Genomic DNA, 16166 nt, shown 5'->3' with positions numbered 1-16166 from the left:
ATTCTATAGTATGATATAAACCGAAGAATGATTCAGCTGGTTTCCATTCCTTATCCGTCAGGAGGGGTCTTGTGCCTTTTGTAAAAGAAGCTCCTAAACATCATCAGCTGCTGATCCAGCACGATTTCACCCAAATTATCTTCAGCGCATGGGTCACACATTTTATTATGATATTCGTATTTATTATTTACACCGTTCCGTCCTTGATTGTTCTGAACGCACTAAGCCTGGCGCTTCTGACGACGATGTTTTTTTTCAATATGATGAAACGTCCGCTGACCACGTTTTTGATCATGTTTTCTCAGACGTCCCTGCACGTTTTGTATGGTTCTTTTTTACTCGGATGGTCGGTCGGTTTTTTCTATTATTTGTTTATTTTTCCGATTCTCGCTCTGCTTATCTTAAAAAAATCTCAGATGGTGCTGTTAATCAGTGTTATCATGCTTCAGTTTTTATTCGTTTATTTTATCACGCCTGAGTATACCGCTCTGCTTCCTGAGCTCTCCCAGCGGGTGCTTGGCGCTATTAATCTGTTCGGGGTCCTGATCATCGTGACGTTCGTTTTCTACCTGTTTAAAGCAACGAACGATGACATTTTGGATGAGCTGCACGATCAGTCCATCCACGATGAGCTGACCGGCCTCCTGAACCGCCGCAAAATGACGGCGGTGCTCGAGGACGAGGTAGAGCGGGGACGGAACGGCATGGTGCTACTGCTTGATATGGATGACTTTAAGCGGATAAATGATACGTACGGTCATGATGTCGGCGATAAAGTTCTCATTATGGCAGCAGGCGTATTCCGCTCTGGCCTGCCCGCCGGCGCAAAGGCTGCCCGCTGGGGCGGTGAAGAATTTTTGATTTACCTGCCTGATACAGAAAAAGAAGAAGTTGAGCCCTTATTTCAGAAGCTGCTCGTTCAGTTCCGCAGTAAATCACCTGACCTGCCGCTTTCCTTTACAGGCGGAGCATCTCCTTTATTGACCAGTGTATACGAAACACTGAGAGCAAGCGACCGTGCGCTGTATCACGGCAAAGCACTTGGAAAAGAGCGCCTCGAAAACTATGCATCTGAAAAATCCTCCAGCTGACTTGATTTGGTTGACGAGCGCCGCATGCGATGCAGGCGCTCTTTTTATTCGGTAGTTCCGTGCAGACGATCCGTCAACGCGAGCGTAAAATCAAGTTCATCGCCCGGCAGCACCCAGATGTCCGGTTCAATTCCTATACCTTCCCTTCCGAACAGAGCCGGGTGCACGTTCATGGAAGACGGCAGATTAAATTGGATACGCGAATGAGGCAGCTCCGCCTGCATTCCTGCTTCGCTCATAAAATTACCGTGTGAAGGGGTGCCAACCAACGTCACGTTATCTGCATCGGTCATCACCGACAACATCCATTCCGCTGCGGAACCGGTACGTTCATCGATCAGCACATAGACCGGCGTATCACTGTCTGGTTTTTCAAAGCTCCCGCTGTCCATATGTACGGTTGGGTCTCTTGGAAACTCATAGTGATCGAATGCCCGGTACAACCCTTCCCAGTCATAGCCCTGATCTGCCCAAAACTGTCGCTGCGGTCCAACTAAACTGTAGAGTGTATTCGTGACAAGGTGAAAGGAGTCGATACTGTGCAGGTAGCCCCCGAGCAGCTCCTGCGCCCACTCTACCGCGAAGCGGGTATGCCCGCCTCGATTGGAACGGATATCGATTACTGCGGCCTCTGCTTCGTCTAAATCGATAATCCGGTCCAGTCTGTCGTCAAAGGAAACGGGATCATTTTCTGCTACGAACAGCGTGTCAATTCGAGCTAGCCAGGTTGCCTCACGCCATTCCGTGATGTATCCGTCCCGATTGACAATTTCTGCATCAGACGGGGTCTTTAATTCTTCAGACCACGTCCGCTCAGTAGATTCAAACATCCACCTCGCCTCTTCTTCTCCATAATCGCCAGGTATATAAACAATCTCTCCATCAGAATCTAAGGAGGGAACCAAATAGTTGCTCGGATTTTCCCCATTAATGCGAAGCAGTCTCTCTCCATCCTCTGTCAGGTACCGACCGTTCTCCTCATAAACGAGCATGTCCGCGTAATGAAATACGTAGGGCCTCCCTTGAAGATTTCGACCGTCCACCATCACGTGCTGATCCGTTATAAACGCATAGCTCTCCCGCAGCTCCTGCGCGAATTCCTGCCGCGGAGTTTCCTCATCTGCCTCGGAAATCCATTCAAGCAGCTGATCATGGGAATCGAGAAACACTTCCTCTCCGTAAAAATCAAATGGCGCATATCCATAACGGAACGCCTGCAAAAACGCTTCAGCATCCGCTTCCATTTCATCCGGCGTCATTTGCACCAGATACTCGAACGTCGGAATGAGCGCTTCCCGGCCGTCTTCATCCAGTTCTTCAATAGCAGAAGATGAAAATCCGGGAGCATATGTACTGATATCTGGATCGGGCTGTTCCGGCCTTTCAGAATGAAACCGTTCGATCTTCTCTGCATCCGTTTCATTGAATGACCCGGACGGCTTTAACGAATCAAGGAGAGGGCTCTCAGCTTCTTTTAGAAAGGGAAGCTTAGTCTGGACATTTTCCGGCTCTGGCAGCGGCTCCGCTTCATCAGCACAGCCAGCCAAAAGCAGCACCAGCACCCCTGTAATCCTTTTTATCACGTCGCCCCCACCTCCTCTTTACCCTGACATAAGTTTACCATTCTGTGAAAGCATCCGCCCAGCACTTTCTATGTAAGTTCATCTGTAAAAAATTGCTAATTAGAAGCATGTACAGAAATTTATATTGAACATCAAAAAAGCACGGCCGGGGGGCAGGCCGTGCTGTGCATATTCAGCGGACGGAAAGAACCCATCCGCGTTTGATGCACTCTGTTATAACTGCCGTTCGGCAGGTAACATTCATTTTTCGGTAGATCTTGCTGAGCGTGGTATTCACGGTGGAATGCGCTTTATACAAATCTTCGCTGATCTGCTTCGTATCACTTCCATCTAAAATCGCCTGCAGCACTTCAATCTCCTGTGGTTTAAAGCTATCGCGGATATCCGCACCGTTCAGCTCAATCCGGCTGAGGCGCTTTTTCTTTTCTTTCAGATTACTGATCCGCACCGCAAGCAGCGAGGAAATATCCGGCTCAACGTGAGGAAGATGATTCTTTACCGCTTCACGCATAGCTGACGGAAACGACATGGCATATTTTGCCGAAACCACAATCGGTGCGTACGTCTGCATATCTAAAATCTGATCCGGACTAACCGGAGAGGTCAAGATAATCATTTTTTGTTCGCCTGGGTAGCCCGCCTTGAGCACGTCACGTTCCTCTTCCGTTAAGCCGGATGGATGAAGCAGATAAATAACGTGAACCGGTCTTGCGAGCTGTTCAAGTACTGGCGTTACCACTTGCTGGCATACATGAACCTGTCTGTCTTCGTGAACGGACTGCAAATACGTCACCTTTATTGGGGAAACCGTTTCAATCATGATACATCCTCCTCCTGCGGCGAAATAGAAACGCCTGTCTGTATGTTTAAATGTACCGTATCCTGCGGGTTTCCGGTATTGAGAAAGTCACGGGAAGATTTCATTCAGATAGGTCTTTTTAAAGCACCCTTTTTCAACCTTTTTGAGAAACAGGAAATGAAACGCCAGCAATATCCATTAAATTGAACATATACGGAGTTTTGTTCAGTAAAATGAATGTCATAGCGTGATAATCCCTGATAATCCCAGAAAAATACTGGTATTATCTATAAAAAAGGCAGAAAAATCCGGCAGAAAAGCAGTCGACTCGAACGAACATTTAGAGTAACGTAGTATAGTAGAAGAGCATATGCCGTCTTCACAGGTATATTTCTCAACTTTGAGGAAATAAAGCGTGTATGATCGAAGCTTAAGGACCTATTTTCTCAATGGAGTATGGGGGAGGATTATACTAAAATGAGAATAGACATAAATATGGACCAGGATATTGGACGCATGGTAGCCTCACGCCGGATTCAAACATCGGTGACTCAGGAAGAACTTGCATCTGGTATTTGTTCCATTCCTTATTTAAGCAAGCTGGAGAATAATAAGCTGACTAACCCTAATCCTGAAACAGTAGAGCTGCTGCTGGAACGCCTGGATGTCGATTATGATTACTTCCGGCGCGTCCAGGCAGACTCTGTCCGCACGATCCAGAAGCTTTACAAGAGCATCAATAACAAACGAATGAAAACGGCTGAGAAACAGTGGGATACTATATCTACTTATGCCAATGAGCATCCTTTATTAAGTGTTAATGCCGATTTTTTATTGATTCAATTTCGTTATGAAATGTATGTATGGAAAATGGATGAAGCCGCTAAAACCAAAGAAAAACTAGATGAACTAAGCAAAACGTTGAGTGATATTCAGTATTTTTATTATCTCTATTTCTCCGGATTATTTGAATCCATGAATTACAAGTTAGTAGAAGGTATTAAGTTAATGGAACATGCTTTATCACACGCTAAATCTATGAAAATGGTAGACGAATTCTTGTTTTATCATATTGCTCTTTCATATAGTTTATTAGGATCTTCATCTCTCACCCTTTATTATGCTAAAGAAGCACTCAGTATTTTCCAGGAAAATTTAGAGCAAGAACGTGTCATTGATAGTTTCCTTCTTTTAGGTATTAGTTACACGCGATTAAAGCAATTTTCACAAGCTTTAACTATATATGAGAAAGTTTTAGAACTATCCACCGAGATGCAATTAGAAGAAATTTCTTTCATTACTTATCATAATATAGGATATTTATACTCGGTAAAGGGCGATTCTAATATCGCTATAAAATACTATAATAAAAGCTTTGAGCACTATTACGACAAAACAGATCGTTACTTCAATACAATATTATTTATTGCAAAAGAATACTTAAAACTCGAGAATAATGTAAAAGCAATTGAAGTTATCGATCAAGACTTAGAAAGATTATCACCTCCCTTAACTGGCGTGAAAATTCAAATGGAAATGCTAAGAAGAAAGCTAGGAGAAGATCCATCACAAATCATTGAGTATATTGAACAAACCGCCATTCCATTCTTTAAAGAAAAAAATAACACTAAATCTTTAATCGATTGCTATCTGCAAGTTGGGGAAGCTCACGAAAAAATGTTTAAATATAAAATGAGCAGCCAATATTATAAAAAAGCTCTAGACTTGTATTCTGATATTGAATTATTTTAAGGAGGTGAACACGTTATGAGAAAAGGGAATAAACTAATCCTAGGTTTGGTGGTTTCATTCGCTCTAATTTTCACCGCAATGCCTGCATCTGCTATTGAATTAAATCAAAATCAAGATGAATTTTCTACGATGGTTCAACACCCTAATTTCTAAAATATATTTTAGCCAAGTCCATTAAAAAGGGCTTGGCTTTTTTAATTAGTTTGAATCAAAATTCCCTCTTCACAATAAATCCGTTTTCTACCTTCTCAAATCCTGCTTTTGGATAATAGTCCATGGCTTCGGGAGCGGATAAGAGGATCAATGCGGTTTGGGGACCAATGGCTTGTTTGACGTGTTCGATCAGTTCTTTCCCTATTCCGTTGCTTTGATGCTCCTTCTTTACGGCGAGGTCAGACAAGTAGCAGGCATAGGAAAAATCGGTTAAGCACCTCGCAATCCCCACCAATTCTCCCTCGGCTCTTGCGGTTACCGTAAGCTGTGCTTCTTCCAGCATCCGCTTTATTCTCTCTAAATCGTTTACCGGACGGCGAATGCCGGAAGAGCGGAACACGTCCGCCATTTCTTCCGGGTGAATGCTTCCATTCGTTTCGTAGCTGATCATCTGCTGTTCCATTTCATCACTCCTGCTCGGGAATTAATTCTGACTGGTCTGTGATTATTTCGGCAAGACTGAAAAAAATTCCTCCGTTGTAATCTTCGTAGTCAGAATAAGACAGCGTCATATATTTTTCTCCGTCCAATTCGTGCAGTAAAAAGTATGCGTGATAGTTCCCTTCAGAAGCTTCACTATAATAAGAAAAACTTTTGCCATCATCCACCTCCAACGCTTCACGATGTTCTTCTTCTACTGGAAACGTTTCTTCCAGAATGGCAGTGGGATCGTTCTCAGGAAAATTCTCATTCAGTTTTATCAGCGAGAGGAAGCTGTATTCGGATTGAGCAGGTAACGTGATTCTCTTTTCCGTCATCGATTCATGCGAGAACAGTTCATACTCAGCATCTTCCGGAATATAAGTGGAAATACCAAGTTCTTCACTGGCCATTAAACGAAAAGTCTGCTCCTGATAGTCGGATGCCCCTGACCGCCTAGCCATGTCCACCGATTCAGGCCTGTCTATATCAGGATGAACTGCTCCTTCTGATCCTGGAATCACGAATCCCACATCATTAAAACCAAAAAACATGAGCGTGTACCAGGTATTTTTTCTGAGTTCCGGCTGGTCTAGTTCATACACCGCCTTAAGAAAAATGTCATGTCCATAGAGCTCTGTCTCCACAATATCGATAAATTCGTTGTCTGTTTCGCTGATAAAGCTGTAAAACGATGCCTCTTCCTCTTCAATCGGGATAATACCTGCATGAGGCGAGCGGACATCTTCATCATGAAGCTTTCTTAACACTTGAGAAAGGGTATAGGAAGTTGACTCGGAGTAGCGAAAGGAGAGCATCTCCTGCTTCTGCTCTTCTGCTTCCGCTTGATCCGCGTCGGGATGAATCACGAGTAATTCCAGTTTGCCGCCGTCTACTTCATGCGTAAGCTTGGTAAGCGGTCCTGCCTTCTCGACCTGAAAAGGCTCTTCGTCTGGCAGGGAGAATAAAAGATCATTCCCTCCCTCCATGTCTACTGAATAGCTTTCCGTATCTCTTCGATCAATCCCGCGATTAAATATGCTCCCGAGCATCGCGTCATTTTCTCCAATTAAGGATAGATCCACCGGCGGTCCATCATACGGCAATGGCTCCTGATCATCATCCTTTGTTTCTGAATTTTCATCCGGTACGGGCATTTCCTGCTCGTCATTCGTATCAACGGGAGCGGGCTGAAGGTCGATGACCGGAAGCAGTAATACAGCCGTTATGCTTACAGCGGCAACCGCTCCTGTGAAGACCGCACCGGTAAGAAAACGGGACGGTTTGGCAGTGGCTTCCGCTTCTACGGTACCTGCTTTAAATGCCTGCAGACTTTGCTTTTTTGCTTCATCACGAAGGTCTGGCTGGCGCTCTTTCATTGCCTGTCGCAGTTTATGATCCATGCGCTTCTCCTCCTTCTTTTAGCTCTGCTGCAAGCTTCTTTTTGGCTCGACGGTACAATGCTTTCACAGAGAGCATTGATTTTCCCATGACCGCGGCAGTCTCTTTCGTTGAGAAATCTTCCATCAGCCGCAGATGCAGGACTTCCTGATAGTCTGCTGGCAGTCCGTTTATCAGCTCGGCGATGTCAGCAACAGTGCTTTGCTGAACGACTGTTTCCTCCGGACTGTCAGCAAACCCGGAGGCCGCTTCCAGCACTTGCGCTTCTGTCGGTACCGCACGATGCTTTACGGTACGCGACCTGTAGTAATCTGTCAGTGCGTTGCGGGCAATCCGGTACAGCCATGTTTTAAACGATGCTTTTCCCTGAAACGACGGCAAGTGCTTCGCTGCTTTGAAAAAGACGTCCTGGAGCAGCTCCTCTGCGTCCATGCGGTTAGTTGTTTTTGCATATATGTATCGATATAATCCATCGGCATGTCGTTCATGCAGGTTCTCCAGCGCATCCTGTTCCCCCTGCAAAATCCGCTGGACCAGTTCCTCATCTGTCATCGCTTCTCCCCCTAAAGTTTCTTTATGTATACAGACGAAACCCGGAGGCAGACAGGTCCGCTCCGGGCGCAAATTAGTTGAATATGGTATGATGCGTTCAGCAAATAGTAAAGGCGGTGGTTTACGTGCGACTGCTTTGGATACTTGGCACGTGGCTTTCAGCCGCTTTCGTCCTCACGCTGATTCTGGAACAGGCGGGCAGTGCCATTCAGCATGAGCGTGTCCTGCTTACGCTTGCCACAGCAGCAGCGGGCCTGTTCTGCTATACGAAATGGTCCCGCTCACAGCTTATGCGGGATTTAGCCTGGCTTACCCTGGCCGTGATCGGATTCGTGTCCGCGGTAACGCTGATTGGCATGCTTCCTGCTCCTTAAAACTGCGGGTGCTTTTCCGGCGGTGCTTCTGGAGGCCGCCGTTTGCTGAACACCAGTACGAGCCCTGCCGCTACAGCAGTCGTGACGATAAAAGGCAGGATAAGCAGCGCATACATTTCCTCTGTCACCATGTAGACGTTGCTGAGAGGAGCAGCATCTGCGACAGAGCTCGCCGCTTCCCGGTCCGCTTCCAATGCCAGCCGTCTCGTTCGGCCCGTGATGTAAAAAATGGAGGCGGCAATGACAGCCATAAAGCTTGGAATAAAAAGATACCAGCGCTTCCTGAGCAGGATGAATGGATAGATAACGACGAAGCTCAGCAGCATATAAACAACAAACAGAAGCAGAATGGTTCCCATCTTACGTTCCTCCTTCAGGTGAAAATCGGTTCATACTCTCCCCTCATTCTCCTCCTATTTTCGCACGTTTTCGCTGCTTGTGCATCAGAAGAAATAAAAAAAGCTCCGGCTGAAATAGCCGGAGCTGTCTGTCATTACGCTTCTGCTTTTTTACGACGGCTGAGCATCAGGCCGCCGCCAGCTGCAGCGGTCAGGAGACCGATCATGGCATAAAGAGGGCCGGAGCCTGCAGTATCAGCCATCATATCTCCTTCTTCCTCATCCATCAGCTGTCCGCGAATTTCACCATCCGGAAATGCTTCGGTGTGCACGTTCACGTAAATATCTCCTGCTACAAGCGCCATCGAAAACTCTTCCCAAGACAAGTCACCGACAAGATCATCCTCAGTAAGCGTTCCGGAAGCGATCTCTCCATCGTAATCCATTGCCTCGTCATTTTCAAACAGGAATAATTCCACCGGACCGTCTTCTCCTTCAGGTCCGCTGTGCAAGTGCCCTGCGACTGCACCTTCCAGCTCATAAGCGCTCAGGCTGAAGTCAAGTGATTCCCCGTCTTCACTGACATTGACTACAGCCGATCCTTCCGCATTGCTGTCAACCTCCATCGTCTCTGCTTCAGGTGTCAAATCTGCTGTAAACGTGCGTCCCTCGTGCGCAGCCGATGCTGAACCTGCTGCAGCACCAAAAGCAAACAATGCGGCTGTCGACATAAGTAATCCTTTTTTCATTCTATAACGCCTCCTGTTTAAAAGTTGAGAAGCAAGCTTCCCTGCTTAAGTAAACGAAGGCGTTTTCCATTTGGATCACTTTTTTCCACTTTTTTTTATTTGTGCCAGCTCCTGTTCGATGCGATCCAGCTGAGCGGCAAATTTCTTTCGCCATGTAACCAACTGAATGAGCGCAACCACGGGCACGATCAGGAGCAATGCTACTACCAAAAAAGCGGCCAGCTGATAAAGCGCGTTAATCCATTCCATCTACCCACCTCCAATTCCATATACTATCATTTTTTAATTATCAGAAACACCTGGCTTCAACGTTGTGATATGATCGGAAACAGGGACTCAACTCAGATCAGTAAAGCAGGTGATGACACTGGATCGCATCGTAACGATACTGGCAGGAATCATGATTATACTAGTGCTGCTCAGCATGCTGACACCGTTTTACTTACCGGACAGCGTCTACTTTTTTATTCTCTTCTTATTTAGCGGACTGTATGCGTACACGAAACTGAAGCGGGACCGCGCCTCCTTTTTCGGATGGCTGCTCACGGTGCTGGCACTAGTTTCGTTCGCCGTACTGGTCCGCATTTTGCTGCCGTTTTAAATTCAATTATCCCTGCCTCTGCTTTTTTTCTATTTTCAGTAAACTTGCATGTTTTTTTGGAAAGGCTTGGGGAATGAAGATAGTAGAACCTACTTTAATGAAATGAGGTGCTGCTATGTTTTTCCTGCGGAGCTTCCCACTATTTCTCTCTGCTTTTCTGCTGTTTCTGCCGACAGCATTCTTCAGCTTTTTCTTTGCAAATCAGCTGGCTGTCATGCCGGACTGCAGGAATCATTTTGTGTTTACACCGGATACCGCTGCCTGCAATGAGGTGTATGCAGTTGACGTTGTGATTTACTCATTTACGACGTTTCCGCTTGCACTCGTTTCGATTGCAGCACTGGTCACAGGAGTTTACCTGGTTGCAGCATCCGCCTCCTATGCGTATTCCCGGTTTGTCAGGACCGCGTAACCGTTATGTACGAAGCCGCCCAATTGTGGCGGCTTTTTTATGCGGAAGACTGTTTTGATAGTGGGCGGCTATCCTGATCGGTATCTTTGCACAAATACGTAAAGGCGCACGCTGCCATCATAAAGAGGACCATCAGAGCCACTGGCAGCATTACAGCTGCATGCACCGACCACAAATCAGCTGAAAGTCCAGCTGCAGCAGTTAATGTGAGCGCGGATATTGACTCAACCGCCTTCCACTTTGCACGGAAACGACCTGTCCAGGCCGCATCGATGCGAGCTTGGTAAAAGGCGTGATAACCGGAGCCTGCAGGAGCTGTAAAAAAACCGATGACGATGAATCCAGCCAATGACGACGCTGGGGCCGCCGGAACGGCATACAGGAGATATCCTGCTGATACACCAAGCGCACCGCTTAAAAACTGCTGAAGCGGCGTGAGGCGGATACCCCAGATTTTATTGCAGACGGACCCGGCGAAGAGACCGATCCCCGCAGAGCCTACGAGAACGCCGTACTCTGCTTCACTTAACCCAATAACGGCAATAGAAAAAGCAGCTTCGAGCGAATCGGTCACTGTCTGCATCACGATAAACAGCGTATAAAAAAGACTGATGACCACTGTGAACCTAAGTGCTCTGGCTTTTGCGGACGATTGCGTTCTTTCAGCAGCACCGGGAACATTTCCAGCCGGCAAGAGGCATGTCAGCAGAAAAGAGACGGCCATAAGTAGAGAGTGTGCGAGAATCGCTCCTTCGGTCCATCCTGCTGCGGCAAACCCTCCTGCAGCCGCGGGCCCAATCACAAAGGCACCTGAATCAAAAACCGCACGAATCGCATGATAACGCTGAAGTTCTGAGACCGGTACATAACGCACCACGGCAGAAGCGCCAACCGGATCATACGCGGCCTGAATCGCACTGGAGAGAAAGACGAGCAGATAAATCACATACAGTGCAGTTCCCTGCATGATACCTGCAAAAAGCAGGATTAGAGCGACAACCTGAAACATATCTAATTTGGCAAGCAGGCTACGCGACGGCATCCTGTCCGCCAGAGCTCCTGCCGGCAGACTCGCCGCCATGCCCGCAATCGGCCGGACAATATACAGCAGTGCGACCGCAAAGGCGGAGGATGTTTCCATCAGTACATACAGATTAACGGCAATAAACGAGGTCCAGCTTCCAACTGATGAAAGACTTGTTACGGTTAATAGCTTTGCTTGAACAGACATAAAAAAAGCCCTCCCTTCCTTTACGGAACAGAGGGCGGATCTTCTCCGCGGTGCCACCTCAATTTTTTATTTTTCAGTCGCCTGAAAAACCTTATCCAGTACGCCGGTTTTCTCCCGGATATACCGTAGCCTGATAACGGCGGCTGCCGGCGCACAATCATCCCTTTTAGAATCCTGTGCGCTGCTCCCGGAGTTGATTCAACGGTCCTGTTTTCTTTCCTCTCAGCAAATGGAAAGCTCTCTGTAAAAATGGGGGCCGCCTGTTGATCCGTTCTCAGCATGTACAGAAGATCTTACGATAACAGGAAGGATTTGTAAAGTAGTTTTTAGTTTTTTCTCTACGTGCTTGTGTCGGGCCTTCTGTGCTGGTTCATAACGAAAAAAGTTCATTGATATTTCGAACGCTGCGGAAGCATTTTAAGCGATGTTCTGATACCATAGGAGTGGGGAGAAACCTTCCTTTCTGAGGAAGAAAGAAAAACAGATGAGAGGATGAACACCATGGGAATAGGTCAAACCATCTATGATATTTTCCAATATGCGTTTACTGCCTATTATATCGCTATTTTCTATTACGTTATTATGTCCTGGGTACCGGCGCTCGGAGAGAATGTTGTAGGGGAATTCGTGCATAAGATCGTTAATCCGTACGTGGAAGTGTTCCGAAAAATCATTCCGCCACTTGGCATGATTGACATCAGCGTCATTTTCGCCCTGATTGCTTTCCGCTTTATACAAATGCTGGCGCTCAGCGGACTTGCAACGATTTTGAATACGCTTGGTATTTAAGGAAAACACGCTGCTTCCACATTGGAAGCAGCGTGTTTCAAAGTGTGGATAAAGTCATTTTAAGTGAATAACGTTGCACCTGCCTGCATCTGCGGACACTCGCTTTCCGGAGGGAACGGGCTCAGCTAACCGCTCCCTCCTGCTGTCCGAAGCGCTGGATCTTCGCCTCGTTCTGATCCTCCAGGAGTCGAGTTCCTTCGACGTCGGCAGCTGGCAGTACGGTTCATATGTGTGGTTAGGCCTGCACGATAGGCTTCCATACAGATTGAACCTTCCCTATGCGACGTTTCGATGTTGAACAGGGATGCCAATTCTTCCTACAATTCCGTATAAAAGGTAAAAAAAGCGGTCGCACCTGCCTGTCGTGACGTTGTTCTCCACGAACCAGAGCCGTTTCCCCGATGTGTCCGGCGGGGACGCCCGTGGGATCAGCGCAGTCTGAAGATCCTTTCTCAGGGGTCGCCCTGAGAAATAGCTGAAGGCCAGCCCATGGCAAGCTTCCGCTGGTAAGCGGAGGGGAAATACAATCAAACGAACAAATATGTAAGTTGAAAGACTTTTTCAACAGCCTGACACGCTGCTTCCACATTGGAAGCAGCGTGTTTTATTAACAGCCGACGTCTTCTCCGCGTCTGGCTTTTGCTACGGCAGCGGCTATAAATTGTGGCAATCCTGTATCCTCGAGGTCTATGGCGCGGCTGATTCGAATACAGCTCTTGCCTACCGAGAAGTCCTCCAACAACTTTTTCTCAGGATCAACTTTTTCGATACATCCAGCATAAACGCTCACATATGCCTTCTGAACACCAACATGGAACAGGCGCGTCATGCCAATACGGTACATGAGCATACCGTGCTCGATTTCTTCTTTAACTGCTTTGTGGGCCAGCATTTTTTCCCTGACTGCCAGAAGCTGATCCCGTCTCCAGTCATCAGGCAGCTTATTCACATATTCTTCCGGGCTTTCTGCTTCCAATTTCATATCGGGAGGCCCCCTTTTTGTAGGTTCTTTCATTCTATCACAGTCGTAAGCGCTTCCCCCAATATTATCCATTGTCTCTCACAATTTTCCGCTGGTTTTTCTTTGTAAAAGGAGTAAGATCAAAAAAAAGGAGATGGTGAAGATGGCAACCGTTCACGTTATGATGTTAGTCAGACAGGCGATGATCGCACTGGCAGGCGCTGCAGGAATAAGCATTTTATTTTTCCAGGGAATTGAATTTATAAAGGCGCTCATCTCTGTTCTTCATCAATAGCGATTACTGGCTCACCACACCGACTGGACGATCCAGTCGGTTTCGTTGCTTTACTAGTCTATACGGCTCATTTTTTCGTTTTGGCTGCATAGATACGGCAGTCATGCCGATAAAATGGAAAAGACCGTTTTGCAGCGGATGAAAGGGCGTACGAGCATGACGATTATTTCCTCCGGCGGACCAATGACTCCGCCTCAGACAGCGATTCGTTCCACTTCCTACGGTGACCGCAGTGATTTCGTTAAGGAACTGCAGCAGCTCTTGGCGGATAAAGGTTACAACAAGCGCTCCAATGTGGACGGTATTTTTGGTCCGATTACAAAGCGAGCCGTCCAGAAATATCAGCAGTCTGCAGGCATCTCGCATGCAAATGGAAATTTCTTCGGCACAGCAGGTCCTAAAACACTTGGCTCCCTCGGATTGTTTCAAGCGGGATCGAGCTCTAAATCAACGGCCTCTGCCCCTCAAACAGAGACAGCATCTGTTCGGGAGAGCGCGGACGGAAGCTTTGCTGAGCGGGTAATCGCTTCAGGCAAATCACATATGGGCACACGCTACGTCTGGGGCGGTGATACACCTTCCGGATTTGACTGCAGCGGATTTATCCAATACGCCTTCAAAGAAAACGGAAAAAACCTTCCACGTACAGTCGCTCAAATGTGGGATGCCGGAACGCGCGTTGATAAGCCGCAAAAAGGCGATCTTGTCTTTTTTGAAACCCGCACCGGGCCTTCCCATGCAGGCATTTATCTCGGGAATAATAAATTTCTGCATTCCGGCGCCTCCACCGGCGTAACCGTCACGAGCATGGATAACAGCTATTGGAAGCAGCGGTATCTAGGTGCCAAAAGCATGTAGTCCATCACGATAAAGAGGCCTGCGATCCTTGTGATCGCAGGCCCAGGCTGTTGAAAAAGTCTTTCAACTTTTTCCCTTCTGCTTGCTGAGTCTGCCGTGGGCTGGCCTTCAGCTATTTCCCGTACGAACGGAAGAACGGCACAGGAGGCTGGCGCATTAGAATGGCGCGGCTTCACTCGGAAACAGGCTTCTCACGAGAAGCCTTCAAGAGCCAGTCCGGCTCCGCTCGATCGTTAATGCCGTTCACAGATCTGAACGGCACGGTATCTTCAAACTGCTTGTTGCGCCTCCGCCGGACACATCGGAAAAGTGGCTCTGCTGGTTGGAGAACAACGTCATAATAGGCAGAAGCGACGGCTTTTTTACGTTTATTATGAAATCGATGAAGGACGTACATCTCTATTTGATATCGAAACGTCTCATCGGGAAGGTTCTATCTGTACGGAAGCCGATCGTGCAGTTTCAAGCACGTGAAACATGCTATCAGCTGCCGACATCGGAGGACCTCGACTCCGAGAGGATCAGAACGAGGCGAAGATCCAGCGCTTCCGACGGAAGAAGGAAGCGGTTAGCTGAGCCCGTTCCCTCCTGAAAGCGAGGGTCCGCAGATACAGGCAGGTGTAAGGTTATTCACTTAAAAATACGTTACCGACACTCTGAGCCTGCGATCCTTGTGATCGCAGGCCTCTTTATTGCAGACATTACCGTTTAATGAGCATCGCCTGTAAGCAGCTGAAAGCTCCTACGCCGAAAAAGACTGGCAAAACGCCAAGCTGCCAGTCAGCTTCACCGCCGCGGAAAACCATGTGAATCCAGCTGTCCAGTCCGGCAAGGATAGCAATGGGAATCGACGCTGTCATCAGTGCACACCAGCTTTTGTATTTCGCTGAATCCGTCACGCTTGATCCGCCTCTTTCGAAATATATAAGCCCGCCATCTTTAAAGCAGCCTCTAAATTGGGAGCAGCTTGCGTATCCTTCAGCATGTCATTATCCCGTTGATGCATCGCCGTCTGCGGACTGATGCCAGTTAGGACCGTACCTGCGCCCATCAGATTAACAGCCTGAATTAAGCGAATCAGGACATCCGGGAACTGCTCGTTTATCGTTACTAATCCTGACAAATCAAGAATCACGTAATCAAGCTGCCGTTCTGCGGTTTCCTTAAGCATTTCCTCCATGAGCTTTTCTGCGCGTTTTTCATCAATAATGCCCTGGACAGGTAAAACCGCGACGCCTTCTGTGATCGGTATAACAGGCAGGTTCAAGTATGACAGGTTCACCTTTGTTTCATCGAGTTCAATGATATGGGATAGCAGCTCAGCCATCGCTTTTAAGTACGAAATATCTTTATTTGAAAAATACTTTTCTTCTTTATCTAACGCACATAGAGTGCCGAACACCTCTCCCGAGCGATTACAAAGCGGGACGCCGAGAAATCCTCGTGCGTCGAGCTCTTCTGTTATATCCATTTCTCTAGTTGACTCGTTGCCCCTCAAATCACCTGCTTGAAAATCTCCGCTGCCGCTTGAAAGAACGTGCGAGCAGTATGCTTCCTGGTAAGGAACTTGGAATCCCTCCGGAACGATCTCAACATCCCGATTATAGACGCTGAATACATGCATCTGATCGCCGTTTTTCTTTACGATATAGACAGAGTTCATGTCCAGCTCCTGTGCTATCAGCTTGAACACACGCTGTGAGACAACATGAAGAGAAGAAAACTCCCCCTGCGTCAAATTGTTCAT

Annotated in this window: 21 protein-coding genes; 9 read left to right on the top strand and 12 right to left on the bottom strand. The window is 47.3% G+C overall.

The window, feature by feature from the left end; translation table 11 throughout:
• Nucleotides 1-71: 71 nt before the first annotated feature.
• The gene (locus ACFO4L_RS01805) at nt 72-1091 is read left to right on the top strand and encodes a GGDEF domain-containing protein (protein ID WP_377907936.1); all 1020 of its coding nucleotides are present in this window, start codon (nt 72-74) and stop codon (nt 1089-1091) included.
• A gap of 44 nt (nt 1092-1135) precedes the next feature.
• Here ACFO4L_RS01805 and ACFO4L_RS01800 read toward each other — a convergent pair whose 3' ends face one another.
• On the bottom strand, nt 1136-2674 hold the full coding sequence (locus tag ACFO4L_RS01800) for a S41 family peptidase (protein WP_377907935.1): 1539 nt from the start codon (nt 2672-2674) through the stop codon (nt 1136-1138).
• 172 nt (nt 2675-2846) lie between these two features.
• A complete protein-coding gene (locus ACFO4L_RS01795; RefSeq protein WP_377907934.1) occupies nt 2847-3494 on the bottom strand; it encodes a response regulator transcription factor in 648 nt (215 codons plus the stop codon).
• 456 nt (nt 3495-3950) lie between these two features.
• On the opposite strand from ACFO4L_RS01795, the gene ACFO4L_RS01790 reads away from it, so the two are divergent.
• Complete coding sequence (locus ACFO4L_RS01790) at nt 3951-5225, top strand: helix-turn-helix domain-containing protein (RefSeq protein ID WP_377907933.1); 1275 nt, start codon at nt 3951-3953, stop codon at nt 5223-5225.
• 15 nt (nt 5226-5240) lie between these two features.
• Nucleotides 5241-5378 (top strand): hypothetical protein, encoded by a 138-nt coding sequence (locus ACFO4L_RS01785; protein ID WP_377907932.1) that lies wholly within the window; start codon nt 5241-5243, stop codon nt 5376-5378.
• 55 nt (nt 5379-5433) lie between these two features.
• Here the strand turns inward: ACFO4L_RS01785 and ACFO4L_RS01780 are convergent, their stop codons facing one another.
• The 3 genes from ACFO4L_RS01780 to ACFO4L_RS01770 are packed head-to-tail and all read right to left on the bottom strand — an operon-like array spanning nt 5434 to nt 7811.
• Entirely contained in the window at nt 5434-5841 is a 408-nt protein-coding gene (locus tag ACFO4L_RS01780; RefSeq protein WP_377907931.1) for a GNAT family N-acetyltransferase, read from the bottom strand.
• A 4-nt stretch (nt 5842-5845) separates the two neighbouring features.
• The gene (locus ACFO4L_RS01775; protein ID WP_377907930.1) at nt 5846-7261 is read right to left on the bottom strand and encodes a hypothetical protein; all 1416 of its coding nucleotides are present in this window, start codon (nt 7259-7261) and stop codon (nt 5846-5848) included.
• Nucleotides 7251-7811, bottom strand: a complete 561-nt coding sequence (locus ACFO4L_RS01770; RefSeq protein ID WP_377907929.1) for an RNA polymerase sigma factor — start codon at nt 7809-7811, stop codon at nt 7251-7253. The genes ACFO4L_RS01775 and ACFO4L_RS01770 overlap by 11 nt, the downstream gene beginning before the upstream one ends.
• Before the next feature lie 125 nt (nt 7812-7936).
• Between ACFO4L_RS01770 and ACFO4L_RS01765 the strand changes: the two genes are divergently transcribed.
• Nucleotides 7937-8185: a hypothetical protein gene (locus tag ACFO4L_RS01765; RefSeq protein ID WP_377907928.1), complete on the top strand. Its 249-nt coding sequence runs from the start codon at nt 7937-7939 to the stop codon at nt 8183-8185.
• Here ACFO4L_RS01765 and ACFO4L_RS01760 read toward each other — a convergent pair.
• From ACFO4L_RS01760 to ACFO4L_RS01750, 3 genes are all read right to left on the bottom strand, one after another.
• Complete coding sequence (locus tag ACFO4L_RS01760) at nt 8182-8544, bottom strand: hypothetical protein (RefSeq protein WP_377907927.1); 363 nt, start codon at nt 8542-8544, stop codon at nt 8182-8184. The genes ACFO4L_RS01765 and ACFO4L_RS01760 overlap by 4 nt on opposite strands.
• A 134-nt stretch (nt 8545-8678) precedes the next feature.
• A complete protein-coding gene (locus tag ACFO4L_RS01755; RefSeq protein WP_377907926.1) occupies nt 8679-9272 on the bottom strand; it encodes a CHRD domain-containing protein in 594 nt (197 codons plus the stop codon).
• Nucleotides 9273-9347: 75 nt separating this feature from the next.
• Nucleotides 9348-9521: a hypothetical protein gene (locus tag ACFO4L_RS01750; protein WP_377907925.1), complete on the bottom strand. Its 174-nt coding sequence runs from the start codon at nt 9519-9521 to the stop codon at nt 9348-9350.
• Nucleotides 9522-9633: 112 nt separating this feature from the next.
• On the opposite strand from ACFO4L_RS01750, the gene ACFO4L_RS01745 reads away from it, so the two are divergent.
• Together ACFO4L_RS01745 and ACFO4L_RS01740 are read left to right on the top strand one after the other, a co-directional pair.
• Nucleotides 9634-9873, top strand: a complete 240-nt coding sequence (locus tag ACFO4L_RS01745) for a hypothetical protein (RefSeq protein WP_377907924.1) — start codon at nt 9634-9636, stop codon at nt 9871-9873.
• A 115-nt stretch (nt 9874-9988) separates the two neighbouring features.
• On the top strand, nt 9989-10285 hold the full coding sequence (locus tag ACFO4L_RS01740) for a hypothetical protein (RefSeq protein WP_377907923.1): 297 nt from the start codon (nt 9989-9991) through the stop codon (nt 10283-10285).
• Between the two features lie 37 nt (nt 10286-10322).
• Here ACFO4L_RS01740 and ACFO4L_RS01735 read toward each other — a convergent pair whose 3' ends face one another.
• Entirely contained in the window at nt 10323-11516 is a 1194-nt protein-coding gene (locus ACFO4L_RS01735; RefSeq protein WP_377907921.1) for an MFS transporter, read from the bottom strand.
• Between the two features lie 501 nt (nt 11517-12017).
• Between ACFO4L_RS01735 and ACFO4L_RS01730 the strand changes: the two genes are divergently transcribed.
• Nucleotides 12018-12305: a YggT family protein gene (locus ACFO4L_RS01730; protein ID WP_377907920.1), complete on the top strand. Its 288-nt coding sequence runs from the start codon at nt 12018-12020 to the stop codon at nt 12303-12305.
• A 607-nt stretch (nt 12306-12912) separates the two neighbouring features.
• Here ACFO4L_RS01730 and ACFO4L_RS01725 read toward each other — a convergent pair.
• Nucleotides 12913-13287, bottom strand: coding sequence for a DUF1801 domain-containing protein (locus ACFO4L_RS01725; protein ID WP_377907919.1), 375 nt, complete (start codon nt 13285-13287; stop codon nt 12913-12915).
• Between the two features lie 142 nt (nt 13288-13429).
• On the opposite strand from ACFO4L_RS01725, the gene ACFO4L_RS01720 reads away from it, so the two are divergent.
• Both ACFO4L_RS01720 and ACFO4L_RS01715 read left to right on the top strand, forming a co-directional pair.
• Nucleotides 13430-13561 carry a hypothetical protein gene (locus ACFO4L_RS01720; protein ID WP_377907918.1) on the top strand — a complete coding sequence of 44 codons (132 nt, stop codon included), beginning with the start codon at nt 13430-13432 and terminating at the stop codon, nt 13559-13561.
• 156 nt (nt 13562-13717) lie between these two features.
• Nucleotides 13718-14419 carry a C40 family peptidase gene (locus tag ACFO4L_RS01715; protein ID WP_377907917.1) on the top strand — a complete coding sequence of 234 codons (702 nt, stop codon included), beginning with the start codon at nt 13718-13720 and terminating at the stop codon, nt 14417-14419.
• A 701-nt stretch (nt 14420-15120) separates the two neighbouring features.
• Here ACFO4L_RS01715 and ACFO4L_RS01710 read toward each other — a convergent pair.
• Nucleotides 15121-15318, bottom strand: coding sequence for a hypothetical protein (locus ACFO4L_RS01710; RefSeq protein ID WP_377907915.1), 198 nt, complete (start codon nt 15316-15318; stop codon nt 15121-15123).
• A complete protein-coding gene (locus tag ACFO4L_RS01705) occupies nt 15315-16166 on the bottom strand; it encodes an STAS domain-containing protein (protein ID WP_377908551.1) in 852 nt (283 codons plus the stop codon). Before ACFO4L_RS01705 ends, ACFO4L_RS01710 begins: the two co-directional genes overlap by 4 nt.

The sequence above is a fragment of the Bacillus daqingensis genome, assembly GCF_042654445.1.
Taxonomy (GTDB): domain Bacteria; phylum Bacillota; class Bacilli; order Bacillales; family Salisediminibacteriaceae; genus Alkalicoccus; species Alkalicoccus luteus.
The sequence above is the reverse complement of the archived record's forward strand: the minus strand, read 5'-3'. Positions and strand labels throughout refer to the sequence as shown.